At 42.5% G+C, this 13,842-nt stretch carries 16 protein-coding genes; 15 read left to right on the forward strand and 1 reads right to left on the reverse strand.

What is annotated here, in order from left to right; all coding sequences use genetic code 11:
- Nucleotides 1-7 precede the first annotated feature (7 nt).
- Entirely contained in the window at nucleotides 8-1,270 is a 1,263-nt protein-coding gene (locus RWO85_RS00350; RefSeq protein ID WP_314413267.1) for a glutamate-5-semialdehyde dehydrogenase, read from the forward strand.
- 3 nt (nucleotides 1,271-1,273) lie between these two features.
- The gene (gene proC / locus RWO85_RS00355; RefSeq protein WP_314413268.1) at nucleotides 1,274-2,071 is read left to right on the forward strand and encodes a pyrroline-5-carboxylate reductase; all 798 of its coding nucleotides are present in this window, start codon (nucleotides 1,274-1,276) and stop codon (nucleotides 2,069-2,071) included.
- Here the strand turns inward: proC and RWO85_RS00360 are convergent.
- Nucleotides 2,060-2,212: a hypothetical protein gene (locus tag RWO85_RS00360; protein WP_314413368.1), complete on the reverse strand. Its 153-nt coding sequence runs from the start codon at nucleotides 2,210-2,212 to the stop codon at nucleotides 2,060-2,062. The two genes, proC and RWO85_RS00360, sit on opposite strands and share 12 nt — an antisense overlap.
- 88 nt (nucleotides 2,213-2,300) lie before the next feature.
- Here RWO85_RS00360 and tmk point away from each other — a divergent pair, with 88 nt between their 5' ends.
- The 13 genes from tmk (at nucleotide 2,301) to RWO85_RS00425 (ending at nucleotide 13,790) form a co-directional block, all read left to right on the forward strand.
- The gene (tmk, locus tag RWO85_RS00365) at nucleotides 2,301-2,939 is read left to right on the forward strand and encodes a dTMP kinase (RefSeq protein WP_314413270.1); all 639 of its coding nucleotides are present in this window, start codon (nucleotides 2,301-2,303) and stop codon (nucleotides 2,937-2,939) included.
- Entirely contained in the window at nucleotides 2,936-3,826 is an 891-nt protein-coding gene (locus RWO85_RS00370; protein WP_314413271.1) for a DNA polymerase III subunit delta', read from the forward strand. Before tmk ends, RWO85_RS00370 begins: the two co-directional genes overlap by 4 nt.
- 39 nt (nucleotides 3,827-3,865) lie before the next feature.
- Complete coding sequence (gene yabA, locus RWO85_RS00375) at nucleotides 3,866-4,183, forward strand: DNA replication initiation control protein YabA (RefSeq protein WP_000358228.1); 318 nt, start codon at nucleotides 3,866-3,868, stop codon at nucleotides 4,181-4,183.
- A gap of 2 nt (nucleotides 4,184-4,185) precedes the next feature.
- Complete coding sequence (gene rsmI, locus RWO85_RS00380) at nucleotides 4,186-5,064, forward strand: 16S rRNA (cytidine(1402)-2'-O)-methyltransferase (RefSeq protein WP_314413273.1); 879 nt, start codon at nucleotides 4,186-4,188, stop codon at nucleotides 5,062-5,064.
- Nucleotides 5,065-5,251: 187 nt separating this feature from the next.
- Nucleotides 5,252-6,586 carry a methylenetetrahydrofolate--tRNA-(uracil(54)-C(5))-methyltransferase (FADH(2)-oxidizing) TrmFO gene (trmFO, locus tag RWO85_RS00385; RefSeq protein ID WP_314413274.1) on the forward strand — a complete coding sequence of 445 codons (1,335 nt, stop codon included), beginning with the start codon at nucleotides 5,252-5,254 and terminating at the stop codon, nucleotides 6,584-6,586.
- An 83-nt stretch (nucleotides 6,587-6,669) separates the two neighbouring features.
- On the forward strand, nucleotides 6,670-7,395 hold the full coding sequence (pyrH, locus tag RWO85_RS00390; RefSeq protein ID WP_173254341.1) for a UMP kinase: 726 nt from the start codon (nucleotides 6,670-6,672) through the stop codon (nucleotides 7,393-7,395).
- A gap of 20 nt (nucleotides 7,396-7,415) precedes the next feature.
- On the forward strand, nucleotides 7,416-7,973 hold the full coding sequence (gene frr / locus RWO85_RS00395; RefSeq protein ID WP_001262225.1) for a ribosome recycling factor: 558 nt from the start codon (nucleotides 7,416-7,418) through the stop codon (nucleotides 7,971-7,973).
- Nucleotides 7,974-8,032: 59 nt separating this feature from the next.
- Entirely contained in the window at nucleotides 8,033-8,887 is an 855-nt protein-coding gene (gene cvfB, locus RWO85_RS00400; protein WP_314413275.1) for an RNA-binding virulence regulatory protein CvfB, read from the forward strand.
- An 8-nt stretch (nucleotides 8,888-8,895) separates the two neighbouring features.
- A complete protein-coding gene (locus tag RWO85_RS00405; protein ID WP_001232089.1) occupies nucleotides 8,896-9,111 on the forward strand; it encodes a YozE family protein in 216 nt (71 codons plus the stop codon).
- 84 nt (nucleotides 9,112-9,195) lie between these two features.
- On the forward strand, nucleotides 9,196-10,200 hold the full coding sequence (locus tag RWO85_RS00410) for a PhoH family protein (RefSeq protein WP_314413277.1): 1,005 nt from the start codon (nucleotides 9,196-9,198) through the stop codon (nucleotides 10,198-10,200).
- An 85-nt stretch (nucleotides 10,201-10,285) separates the two neighbouring features.
- Entirely contained in the window at nucleotides 10,286-10,855 is a 570-nt protein-coding gene (locus RWO85_RS00415; protein WP_314413278.1) for a GNAT family N-acetyltransferase, read from the forward strand.
- Nucleotides 10,856-10,921: 66 nt separating this feature from the next.
- Nucleotides 10,922-11,572 (forward strand): helix-hairpin-helix domain-containing protein, encoded by a 651-nt coding sequence (locus RWO85_RS00420; RefSeq protein ID WP_314413280.1) that lies wholly within the window; start codon nucleotides 10,922-10,924, stop codon nucleotides 11,570-11,572.
- Nucleotides 11,556-13,790: a DNA internalization-related competence protein ComEC/Rec2 gene (locus RWO85_RS00425; RefSeq protein WP_314413282.1), complete on the forward strand. Its 2,235-nt coding sequence runs from the start codon at nucleotides 11,556-11,558 to the stop codon at nucleotides 13,788-13,790. Before RWO85_RS00420 ends, RWO85_RS00425 begins: the two co-directional genes overlap by 17 nt.
- The last annotated feature ends 52 nt before the right edge of the window (nucleotides 13,791-13,842 follow it).

Below are 13,842 nucleotides of genomic sequence, written 5' to 3' on the forward strand. Positions count from 1 at the left end.
GTGAACTATGGTAAGTACACAAGAACAATTTGAACAGGTACAGGCTGTTAAAAAATCGATCAACACAGCTAGTGAAGAGGTAAAAAACCAAGCCTTGCTAGCCATGGCTGATCACTTATTAGCAGCTACTGAGGAAATTTTAGCGGCCAATGCCCTCGATATGGAAGCTGCTAAGGGTAAAATTTCAGATGTGATGCTGGATCGTCTTTATTTGGATGCAGGGCGTATAGAAGCAATGGCAACTGGGATTCGTGAAGTGGTTGCTTTACCAGATCCAATCGGTGAAGTTTTAGAAACAAATCAGCTTGAAAATGGTTTGGTTATCACAAAGAAACGTGTGGCTATGGGAGTCATCGGTATTATCTATGAAAGCCGTCCAAATGTGACATCTGATGCGGCTGCTTTGGCTCTCAAGAGTGGAAATGCGGTTGTTCTTCGTAGTGGGAAGGATGCCTATCAAACAGCCCATGCTATTGTTAAAGCCTTGAAAAAGGGCTTGGAGACAACGACCATTCACCCAGATGTGATTCAACTGGTGGAAGATACTAGCCGAGAAAGCAGCTATGCCATGATGAAGGCCAAGGGCTATCTAGATCTTCTCATTCCTCGTGGGGGAGCTGGTTTGATCAATGCGGTGGTTGAAAATGCTATTGTACCTGTTATTGAGACGGGGACAGGGATTGTCCATGTTTATGTCGATAAGGATGCAGACGAAGACAAGGCACTGTCTATCATCAACAATGCTAAAACTAGTCGTCCTTCTGTCTGCAATGCCATGGAGGTTCTGCTGGTTCATGAAGATAAGGTAACAAGCTTCCTTCCTCGCTTGGAGCAGGTGCTAGTTGCAGATCGAAAAGAAACTGGACTGGAACCAATTCAATTCCGCCTTGATAGCAAAGCAAGTCAGTTTGTTTCAGGTCAAGCAGCTGAAGCTCAAGACTTTGACACTGAGTTTTTAGACTATGTCCTAGCTGTTAAAGTTGTGAGTAGTTTAGAAGAAGCGGTTGCGCATATTGAAGCACACAGTACTCATCATTCGGATGCCATTGTGACGGAAAATGCTGAGGCTGCAGCTTACTTTACAGATCAAGTGGACTCTGCAGCAGTCTATGTCAATGCTTCAACTCGTTTTACAGATGGAGGTCAATTTGGTCTTGGTTGTGAAATGGGGATTTCTACTCAGAAATTGCATGCGCGTGGTCCAATGGGCTTAAAAGAATTAACCAGTTACAAGTATGTAGTTGCTGGTGATGGACAGATAAGGGAGTAAAAAATGAAGATTGGATTTATCGGTTTGGGGAATATGGGTGCTAGTTTGGCAAAGGTTGTTTGGCAAGCTAATACGACAGATAAGTTTCTTCTTTCTAATCTAAGTCAAGATAGAGTGGATGATTTTATTGCTAGCTACGGAGGTCAAGTTTCTAGTAATGAGGAAATCTTTGCGGAAGCAGATGTGATTTTTTTAGGAGTGAAACCAGCTCAAGTATCTACTTTATTTGCGGAATCTCAAGATATTCTTGAAAAACGGGAGAGTCTGCTCTTAATTTCCATGGCAGCGGGTATAAAGCTGGAAAAACTAGCAAGTCTTATCCCAAGTCAGCACCGTTTCATTCGCATGATGCCCAACACTCCAGTTTCTATCGGTCAAGGAGTCATTAGTTATGCCTTGTCAGCTAACTGCCAAGTAGATGATAAGGAAGTCTTTTGTCAACTTTTACAACATGCTGGTTTATTGTTTGAAATCAGTGAAGGGTTAATCGATGCTGCAACGGGTCTTGCAGGTTGTGGACCAGCCTTTGTCTATCTTTTCATTGAAGCTTTGGCGGATGCAGGTGTTCAGACAGGATTGCCACGAGAAACTGCTCTACAAATGGCAGCTCAAACAGTTATTGGAGCAGGTCAATTGGTCCTAGATACTCAAGAACATCCGGGAGTATTGAAAGACAAGGTTTGTAGTCCAGGGGGGTCTACTATTGCTGGTGTAGCTAGTTTAGAAGCACATGCCTTTAGAGGAACCGTTATGGAGGCAGTCAAAAAAGCCTACAAACGAACTAAAAAACTAGGTAAATAAGAGGTGGCTTTGTCTGCCTCTTTTATGGTGGTTGATACTCTTCGAAAATCTCTTCAAACTGCGCCAGCTTCCATCTGCAACCTCAAAACAGTGTTTTGAGCAACCTGCGGCTAGCTTCCTAGTTTGCTCTTTGATTTTCATTGAGTATGAAATGAGAAGACAAAAAGATTGTCACAAACCCCTATTTTTTTGATAGAATAGAAGTAGTAAAAAAAGAAATGAGTTAGACATGTCAAAAGGATTTTTAGTCTCTCTTGAGGGACCAGAGGGAGCAGGAAAGACCAGTGTTTTAGAGGCTCTGCTACCAATTTTAGAGGAAAAAGGAGTAGAAGTGCTGACGACCCGTGAACCAGGCGGAGTCTTGATTGGGGAGAAGATTCGGGAAGTAATTTTGGATCCAAGTCATACTCAGATGGATGCGAAGACAGAGTTGCTTCTTTATATCGCCAGTCGCAGACAGCACTTGGTGGAAAAAGTTCTTCCAGCACTTGACGCTGGTAAGTTGGTCATTATGGACCGCTTCATCGATAGTTCTCTTGCCTATCAGGGATTTGGTCGTGGCTTGGATATTGACGCCATTGATTGGCTCAATCAGTTTGCGACAGATGGCCTTAAACCCGATTTGACACTCTATTTTGACATCGAGGTGGAAGAAGGACTAGCTCGCATTGCTGCTAATAGTGACCGCGAGGTCAATCGTCTGGACTTGGAAGGTTTGGACTTGCACAAGAAAGTCCGTCAAGGTTACCTTTCTCTTTTGGATAAAGAAGGGAATCGCATAGTCAAGATTGATGCCAGTCTTCCTTTGGAGCAAGTTGTGGAAACTACCAAGGCTGTCTTGTTTGACAGAATGGGCTTGGTCAAATGAAACAAGATCAACTAAAGGCTTGGCAACCAGCCCAGTTTGACCGCTTTGTCCGTATCCTAGAACAAGACCAGCTCAATCATGCCTATCTCTTTTCAGGTTTCTTTGGAAGCTTGGAAATGGCGCAGTTTTTGGCTAAGAGCCTCTTTTGTACAGATAAAGTAGGTGTGTTACCATGTGAGAAATGCCGAAATTGTAAGCTGATTGAACAGGGAGAATTTCCCGATGTCACTTTGATTAAGCCGGTCAATCAGGTCATCAAGACAGAACGGATTCGAGAATTGGTGGGGCAGTTTTCCCAAGCAGGGATTGAAAGCCAGCAACAGGTCTTTATTATCGAGCAAGCTGATAAAATGCATCCTAACGCAGCCAATTCTCTGCTCAAGGTCATCGAAGAACCCCAGAGTGAGGTTTATATTTTCTTCTTGACCAGCGATGAAGAAAAGATCTTACCAACAATTCGAAGTCGGACCCAGATTTTCCACTTTAAAAAGCAAGAAGAAAAGCTCATCCATCAATTAGAACAAGTAGGTCTGGTCAAGAAAAAAGCAACTCTTTTAGCTCAGTTTAGTCAATCGCGAGCTGAAGCAGAAAAGTTAGCCAATCAGGCAGTTTTTTGGACCTTGGTTGATGAAAGTGAACGCCTGCTGACTTGGTTAGTGGCTAAGAAAAAAGAAAGTTATTTGCAAGTTGCTAAATTAGCGAACTTGGCTGATGACAAGGAAAAACAAGATCAGGTTTTACGGATTCTTGAAGTTCTCTGTGGACAAGATATCCTACAAGCAAGAGTAAGAGTGATTCTACAAGATTTGCTAGAAGCTAGAAAAATGTGGCAAGCTAATGTCAGCTTTCAAAATGCCATGGAATATCTGGCTTTGAAAGAAATATAAACTCAAAAATGAATGATAAAGAAAGGAAAGGGCTGTTTTATGGACAAAAAAGAATTATTTGACGCGCTGGATGATTTTTCCCAACAGTTATTGGTAACCTTGGCCGATGTGGAAGCCATCAAGAAAAATCTCAAGAGCTTGGTAGAAGAAAATACAGCTCTTCGCTTGGAAAATAGTAAGTTGCGAGAACGCTTGGGTGAGGTGGAAGCAGATGCTCCTGTCAAGGCCAAGCATGTTCGTGAAAGTGTCCGTCGCATTTACCGTGATGGATTTCACGTATGTAATGATTTTTATGGACAACGTCGAGAGCAGGACGAGGAATGTATGTTCTGTGACGAGTTGTTATACAGGGAGTAGGCATGCAGATTCAAAAAAGTTTTAAGGGGCAGTCTCCCTACGGCAAGCTGTACCTAGTGGCAACGCCGATTGGCAATCTAGATGATATGACCTTTCGAGCTATCCAGACCTTGAAAGAAGCTGACTGGATTGCTGCTGAGGACACGCGCAATACAGGGCTTTTGCTCAAGCATTTTGATATTTCCACCAAGCAGATTAGTTTTCATGAGCACAATGCCAAGGAAAAAATTCCTGATTTGATTGGTTTCTTGAAGGCGGGACGAAGTATTGCTCAGGTCTCTGATGCGGGTTTGCCTAGTATCTCAGACCCTGGTCATGATTTGGTTAAGGCAGCAATTGAGGAAGAAATTGCGGTTGTGACTGTTCCGGGTGCCTCTGCAGGAATTTCTGCTTTGATTGCCAGTGGTTTAGCGCCACAGCCACATATCTTTTACGGCTTTTTACCGAGAAAATCAGGCCAGCAAAAGCAATTTTTCGACTCAAAAAAAGATTATCCTGAAACTCAGATTTTCTATGAATCTCCCCATCGTGTGTCAGATACGTTAGAAAATATGCTAGAAGTCTACGGTGACCGCTCGGTCGTCTTGGTTAGGGAATTGACTAAAATCTATGAAGAATACCAACGCGGTATCATTTCTGAGTTAATAGAAAGCATTGCTGAAACGCCACTCAAGGGCGAATGCCTTCTCATCGTTGAAGGTGCCAGTCAAGATGTAGAAGAAAAAGACGAGGAAGTCTTGTTCTTAGAAATCCAAGCCCGCATCCAGCAAGGTATGAAGAAAAATCAAGCCATTAAGGAAGTTGCGAAATACTACCAGTGGAATAAAAGTCAACTCTACGCAGCCTACCACGATTGGGACGAAAATCAAGAAAATGACTAAACAGGGAAGTTTGCCTTCTTCCCTTTTTTTGTTATACTAGTAGAAGAAAAAAATAGAAAGATTTGTGGGAGTGAAAAAGTCTGGGGGACTTTTTCAGCCTGAGCCAAGAAACTCGAAAGCGAAGTAAATCCGATTGGCTTTTTCAATGTGAACCTTGTCTTCACACTCCCAAAGAGGTATTAGTGTCGTGTCTCAATCTTATATCAATGTTATCGGTGCTGGTTTGGCAGGTTCTGAAGCAGCCTACCAAATTGCAGAACGTGGTATTCCAGTTAAACTTTATGAAATGCGTGGTGTCAAGTCAACACCCCAGCACAAAACAGACAATTTTGCTGAGTTAGTTTGTTCTAATTCCCTTCGTGGGGATGCTTTGACAAATGCAGTTGGTCTTCTCAAGGAAGAAATGCGTCGCTTGGGTTCTGTTATCTTGGAATCTGCTGAGGCTACACGTGTTCCTGCAGGAGGTGCGCTTGCGGTGGACCGCGATGGTTTCTCACAAATGGTGACCGAAAAAGTGGCTAACCACCCCTTGATTGAAGTGGTTCGTGATGAAATTACAGAATTACCGACTGATGTAATCACAGTTGTCGCTACTGGTCCTTTGACCAGCGATTCCTTGGCTGAAAAGATTCATGCTCTTAATGACGGCGATGGTTTCTATTTCTACGATGCAGCAGCGCCGATTATTGATGTCAACACCATCGATATGAGCAAGGTCTATCTCAAGTCTCGGTATGACAAGGGAGAAGCTGCCTACCTCAATGCCCCTATGACCAAGCAAGAATTTATGGATTTCCATGAAGCCTTGGTTAATGCGGAAGAAGCACCGCTCAATTCTTTTGAAAAAGAAAAGTACTTTGAAGGTTGTATGCCAATTGAAGTCATGGCCAAACGAGGTATTAAAACCATGCTTTATGGCCCTATGAAACCAGTGGGGCTTGAGTATCCGGACGACTACACAGGACCTCGTGATGGAGAATTCAAGACTCCTTATGCGGTTGTGCAACTTCGTCAGGATAATGCAGCTGGTAGTCTATACAATATTGTTGGTTTCCAGACCCACCTCAAATGGGGAGAACAAAAGCGTGTCTTCCAAATGATTCCAGGTCTTGAAAATGCGGAGTTTGTCCGTTATGGAGTGATGCATCGTAATTCTTACATGGATTCACCAAATCTTCTTGAACAGACCTATCGTTCTAAGAAACAACCAAATCTCTTCTTTGCTGGTCAGATGACTGGTGTGGAAGGCTATGTTGAATCAGCAGCGTCAGGCTTAGTTGCGGGTATTAACGCAGCTCGTCTTTTCAAGGGAGAAAGCGAGGCTATTTTCCCAGAGACAACAGCGATTGGAAGTCTGGCTCATTACATCACCCATGCGGACAGCAAACATTTCCAACCAATGAATGTCAATTTCGGTATTATCAAGGAGTTGGAAGGCGAGCGTATCCGTGATAAGAAGGCTCGTTATGAAAAAATTGCAGAGCGTGCTCTTAGCGACTTAGAGGAATTTTTAACGGTCTAATTTTTTTGAAAGAATTGCTCATGATACTATAAAAATCTTAGAAATTGTGATAAAATAGGTAGGATAAAAAAAGGAGAGTGAAAATGGCGAATCCCAAGTATAAACGTATTTTAATTAAGTTATCAGGTGAAGCCCTTGCCGGTGAACGTGGCGTAGGGATTGATATCCAAACAGTTCAAACAATCGCAAAAGAGATTGAAGAAGTTCATAGCTTAGGTATCGAAATTGCCCTTGTTATTGGTGGAGGAAATCTCTGGCGTGGAGAACCTGCAGCAGAAGCAGGAATGGACCGCGTTCAGGCAGATTACACAGGAATGCTTGGGACTGTTATGAATGCTCTTGTGATGGCAGATTCATTGCAACAAGTTGGGGTTGATACACGTGTGCAAACAGCTATTGCTATGCAACAAGTGGCAGAGCCTTATGTCCGTGGACGTGCCCTTCGTCACCTTGAAAAAGGCCGTATCGTTATCTTTGGTGCCGGAATTGGTTCACCTTACTTCTCAACAGATACAACAGCGGCCCTTCGTGCAGCTGAAATCGAAGCGGATGCCATCCTTATGGCTAAAAATGGTGTCGACGGTGTGTACAATGCCGATCCTAAGAAAGACAAGACAGCCGTTAAGTTTGAAGAATTGACCCATAGAGACGTTATCAATAAAGGTCTTCGTATCATGGACTCAACAGCTTCAACCCTCTCAATGGATAATGACATTGACTTGGTTGTCTTCAACATGAACCAACCAGGCAACATCAAACGTGTCGTATTTGGTGAAAATATCGGAACAACTGTTTCAAATAATATTTAAGAAAAGGAATAAGAAAGATTATGGCTAACGCAATTATTGAAAAAGCTAAAGAGAGAATGACCCAGTCTCACCAATCACTTGCTCGTGAATTTGGTGGTATCCGTGCAGGCCGTGCCAATGCAAGTTTGCTGGATCGTGTACATGTAGAATACTATGGAGTAGAAACTCCTCTTAACCAAATTGCTTCCATTACGATTCCAGAAGCGCGTGTTTTGTTGGTAACACCATTTGACAAGTCTTCATTGAAAGACATCGAACGTGCCTTGAACGCTTCTGATCTTGGTATCACACCAGCTAACGATGGTTCTGTGATTCGCTTGGTTATCCCAGCTCTCACAGAAGAAACTCGTCGTGACCTTGCTAAAGAAGTGAAGAAGGTCGGTGAGAATGCTAAAGTGGCTGTCCGCAATATCCGTCGCGATGCTATGGACGAAGCTAAGAAACAAGAAAAAGCAAAAGAAATCACTGAAGACGAATTGAAGACTCTTGAAAAAGACATTCAAAAAGTAACAGACGATGCTGTTAAACACATCGACGACATGACTGCCAACAAAGAAAAAGAACTTTTGGAAGTCTAAAAATAAACAGAAAAACTCAGTTGGCATTGCTGGCTGAGTTTTATTCGAAAGAAGGAAATATGAATACAAATCTTGCAAGTTTTATCGTTGGACTAGTCATCGATGAAAATGACCGATTTTACTTTGTGCAAAAGGATGGCCAGACCTATGCTCTTGCCAAGGAAGAAGGTCAACATACGGTAGGCGATACGGTTAAAGGTTTTGCCTACGCGGATATGAAGCAAAAACTCCGCTTGACAACTCTAGAAGTGACTGCTACTCAGGATCAATTTGGTTGGGGTCGTGTCACAGAAGTACGCAAGGACTTGGGAGTCTTTGTGGATACAGGCCTTCCTGACAAGGAAATCGTTGTGTCACTCGATATTCTCCCTGAACTCAAGGAACTCTGGCCTAAGAAGGGCGACCAACTCTACATCCGTCTTGAAGTGGACAAGAAAGACCGTATCTGGGGCCTCTTGGCTTATCAAGAAGACTTCCAACGTCTGGCTCGACCTGCCTACAACAACATGCAGAACCAAAACTGGCCAGCCATTGTTTACCGCCTCAAGCTATCAGGGACCTTTGTCTATCTGCCAGAAAATAACATGCTTGGCTTTATCCATCCTAGCGAGCGTTACGCAGAGCCACGTTTGGGGCAAGTTCTAGATGCGCGTGTCATTGGTTTCCGTGAAGTGGACCGCACCTTGAACCTCTCCCTCAAACCACGTTCTTTTGAGATGTTGGAAAATGATGCTCAGATGATTTTGACCTATTTGAAAAGCAATGGAGGTTTCATGACCTTAAATGATAAGTCATCTCCAGACGATATCAAGGCAACCTTTGGCATTTCTAAAGGTCAGTTCAAGAAAGCACTTGGTGGCTTGATGAAGGCTGGTAAAATCAAGCAAGACCAGTTTGGGACAGAGTTGATCTAGGGTGACTTATGAGAAAATCATTTTACACTTGGCTCATGACCGAGCGCAATCCTAAAAGTAACAGTCCCAAAGCTATCTTGGCAGACCTAGCTTTTGAAGAGTCATCTTTCCCAAAACACACAGATGATTTTGATGAGGTGAGTCGCTTTTTGGAAGAACATGCCAGTTTCTCTTTCAACCTAGGAGACTTTGACGCTATCTGGCAAGAATACTTAGAACACTAGCATGATTCATTGGGTTTGGGCTAGTAATTTCTCCACCCCTTTGCTATAATAAAAAGAAATAAAAGGATTAGAGAGGTTCTTTATTTGAAGGAACATTCAATTGACATTCAACTGAGTCATCCAGATGACCTGTTTCATCTTTTTGGTTCCAATGAACGCCATCTTCGTTTGATGGAAGAAGAGCTTGATGTTGTGATTCATGCTCGTACGGAGATTGTGCAGGTTTTGGGAGAAGAGACTGCCTGTGAGGAAGCTCGTCAGGTTATTCAAGCTCTCATGGTCTTGGTGAATCGTGGGATGACCATTGGTACGCCAGATGTGGTGACTGCGATTAGCATGGTCAAAAACGATGAAATTGACAAGTTTGTCGCCCTTTACGAAGAAGAAATCATCAAAGACAATACTGGGAAGCCTATCCGCATCAAAACCTTAGGTCAAAAGCTTTATGTGGATAGTGTCAAACAGCATGATGTGACCTTTGGAATCGGACCTGCAGGGACAGGGAAGACCTTCCTTGCAGTGACCTTGGCTGTGACAGCTCTTAAACGTGGTCAGGTTAAGCGGATTATCCTAACACGCCCTGCAGTGGAAGCTGGCGAGAGTCTAGGTTTTCTTCCGGGTGATCTTAAAGAGAAGGTAGATCCTTACCTTCGACCTGTTTACGATGCCTTGTATCAGATTCTGGGGAAAGACCAGACGACTCGTCTCATGGAGCGTGAAATTATCGAGATTGCACCTCTTGCCTACATGCGTGGACGAACCTTGGATGATGCCTTTGTCATTCTCGATGAGGCTCAAAATACGACCATCATGCAGATGAAGATGTTTTTGACTCGTTTAGGTTTTAATTCTAAGATGATTGTCAATGGAGATATCAGTCAGATTGACCTGCCACGTAATGTCAAGTCAGGTTTGATTGACGCCCAAGAAAAGCTCAAGAACATTCACCAGATTGACTTTGTTCATTTTTCAGCTAAGGATGTGGTTCGCCATCCTGTTGTCGCTCAGATTATCCGAGCCTATGAACCAGTACCAGTTAAAAAAGCAGAGAGTGAAGAATTAGATCCTCAACCTCTATCTGAAGGATAGTTCTTTTGTATTTTAAGTTATCTCAATGCAATGTTTCATTCAATATCCTTATATTAGTTAGAAACTTTTCAAGTGGTGGAATCCTATGGAATCAATCTTTTTAAAACTAGCTCAGTATCCAATAGTGGAGACAGAGCGTTTATTGCTAAGACCTGTAACCTTGGATGATGCGGAAGCTATGTTTGAGTATGCCTCGGATAAGGATAATACACGTTACACTTTTCCAACCAATCAAAATTTAGAAGAAACCAAGAATAACATTGCTCAGTTCTACTTGACCAATCCCTTGGGACGCTGGGGAATAGAACTAAAAAGCAATGGTCAGTTTATTGGAACCATTGACTTGCACAAGATTGATCCTGCTCTTAAGAAGGCAGCTATTGGCTACATTATCAATAAAAAGTATTGGAATCAAGGATTGACGACAGAAGCCAATCGTGCCGTAATTGAGCTGGCTTTTGAGAAGATAGGGATGAATAAGTTGGTTGCTTTATACGACAAGGCCAATCCTGCATCTGGAAAGGTCATGGAGAAATCAGGAATGCGTTTTTCCCACGAAGAAGCTTATGCTTGTATGGACCAGCATGAAGAAGGCCGAATTGTTACAAGAGTTCATTATGTCTTGACCAAGGAAGACTATTTTGCAAATAAATAAGCAGTTGAGAAGAAATTTTCAACTGTTTTTTCTTCCTCTTACGAATAATCTAAGAGAGGAGAAAATATGGAAGCAATTATCGAGAAAATCAAAGAGTATAAAATCATTGTCATCTGTACTGGTCTGGGATTACTTGTCGGAGGATTTTTCCTGCTAAAACCAGCTCCACAAATACCTGTTAAAGAAACGAATTTGCAGGCAGAAGTCGCAGCTGTTTCCAAGGATTCATTATCCGAAAAGGATCTGAAGAAGGAAGAGAAGGAAGAACCCCTTGAACAAGATTTGATCACAGTAGATGTGAAGGGTGCTGTTAAATCGCCAGGTATTTATGACTTGCCTGTAGGTAGTCGGGTCAATGATGCCGTTCAGAAAGCAGGCGGCTTGACAGAGCAAGCAGACAGCAAGTCGCTCAATCTAGCTCAGAAAGTTAGTGACGAGGCTCTGGTTTACGTTCCAGCTAAGGGAGAAGAATCAGCTAGTGAAAAGACTGGTTCTGGAGCGCCTTCTTCAACAAGTAAGGATAAGAAGGTCAATCTCAACAAGGCCAGTATGGAAGAGCTTAAACAGGTTAAGGGACTGGGTGGCAAACGAGCTCAAGACATTATCGACCATCGTGAAACAAATGGGAAATTCAAGTCGGTCGATGAACTCAAGAAGGTCTCTGGCATTGGTGCCAAAACTATAGAAAAGTTAAAAGACTATGTTACAGTGGACTAAGAATTTCCCAATTCCCTTAATCTATCTGAGTTTTCTATTGCTCTGGCTTTACTATGCTATTTTTTCAGCATCCTATCTTGCTTTGTTAGGCTTTGTGTTTCTGCTAGTTTGTCTCTTTATTCAATTTCCTTGGAAATCAGCAGGCAAGGTTCTAGTAATTTGTGGAATCTTTGGCTTCTGGTTTCTGTTTCAAAATTGGCAACAGAGTCAAGCAAGTCAAAATTTGGCGTATTCTGTTGAGAGGGTGCGGATTTTGCCTGACACTATTAAGGTTAATGGTGATAGTCTATCCTTTCGTGGCAAGTCTGATGGACGCATTTTTCAAGTATATTATAAACTCCAGTCCGAGGAGGAGAAAGAATCCTTTCAAGCTTTAACAGATCTTCATGACTTGGAACTAGAAGGAAAACTTTCGGAACCAGAAGGGCAAAGAAATTTTGGTGGTTTTGACTACCAAGCCTATCTGAAGACGCAGGGAATTTACCAGATTATCAATATCAAAAAAATCCAGTCACTTCAAAAGGTTAGCAGTTGGGATATAGGTGAAAACCTGTCCAGTTTACGCCGTAAGGCTGTAGTTTGGATTAAGACGCATTTTCCAGACCCTATATGCAATTACATGACAGGGCTCTTGTTAGGACATCTGGACACCGACTTTGAGGAGATGAATGAGCTTTATTCTAGTCTAGGAATTATCCACCTTTTTGCCTTGTCGGGTATGCAGGTAGGCTTTTTCATGGATGGATTTAAGAAACTTCTCTTGCGATTGGGCTTGACCCAAGAAAAGTTGAAATGGCTGACCTATCTCTTTTCCCTTATCTATGCAGGGCTGACAGGATTTTCAGCTTCGGTCATTCGCACTCTCTTACAAAAGTTACTGGCTCAACATGGTGTTAAGGGCTTGGATAATTTTGCCTTGACTGTGCTTGTCCTCTTTATTATCATGCCCAACTTTTTCCTGACTACAGGAGGAGTTTTGTCCTGTGCTTATGCTTTTATCTTGACCATGACCAGTAAAGAAGGGGAGGGGGTTAAGGCTATTGCTAGAGAAAGTCTAGTCATTTCCTTAGGAATATTGCCCATTCTATCCTTCTATTTTGCAGAATTTCAACCTTGGTCCATCCTCTTGACCTTTGTCTTTTCCTTTCTATTTGACATTGTCCTCTTACCGCTCTTGTCTATCTTATTTGCCCTTTCCTTTCTCTATCCAGTCATTCAGCTGAATTTTATCTTTGAATGGTTGGAAGGGATTATTCGCTTGGTATCACAGGTGGCAAGTAGACCGCTTGTCTTTGGACAACCTAATGCGTGGCTTTTAATTTTATTGTTAATTTCCTTGGCTTTAGTCTATGATTTGAGAAAAAACATTAAAAGGCTAGCAGTGTTGAGCTTATTGATTACAGGTCTCTTTCTCCTGACCAAGCATCCACTGGAAAATGAAATTACCATGCTGGATGTGGGGCAAGGAGAAAGTATTTTCCTAAGGGATGTAACTGGGAAGACCATTCTCATAGATGTAGGTGGCAAGGCAGAATCTGATAAGAAAATTGAAAAATGGCAAGAAAAGGCGACGACCAGCAATGCCCAGCGAACCTTGATTCCCTATCTCAAAAGTCGAGGAGTAGCCAAGATTGACCAGCTGATTTTGACAAATACGGACAAGGAACATGTTGGAGATTTGTGGGAGGTGACCAAGGCTTTTCATGTAGGGGAGATTTTAGTATCAAAAGGAAGTCTGAAACAGAAGGAATTTGTGGCAGAACTACAGGCGACTCAAACCAAGGTGCGCAGTGTGACAGCAGGAGAGAACTTGCCAATTTTTGGAAGTCAGTTAGAAGTCCTATCTCCAAGGAAAATTGGAGATCATGAAGATACTCTGGTTTTGTATGGAAAACTCTTGGATAAGCACTTTCTCTTCACTGGAAATTTGGAGGAGAAAGGAGAGAAGGACATGCTGAAGCACTATCCTGACCTAGAGGTGGATGTTTTGAAAGCTAGCCAACATGGCTCTAAAAAATCATCAAGTTCAGCCTTTCTAGAAAAACTCAAACCAGAGATGATTCTCATCTCAGTTGGAAAGAGCAATCGAACGAAACTACCCCATCAGGAAACCTTGACCCGACTGGAAGGTATCAATAGTAAAGTTTACCGAACTGATCAGCATGGAGCTATACGGTTAAAAGGGTGGAGAAGTTGGAAAATTGAAACGGTTGGTTAATAAACACAAACTTTTCAAAAAAATAACTTTTTATCTTGACAAGGGCTAGAAA

Source organism: uncultured Streptococcus sp. (genome assembly GCF_963521865.1).
In the GTDB taxonomy this organism is placed as follows: Bacteria; Bacillota; Bacilli; order Lactobacillales; family Streptococcaceae; genus Streptococcus.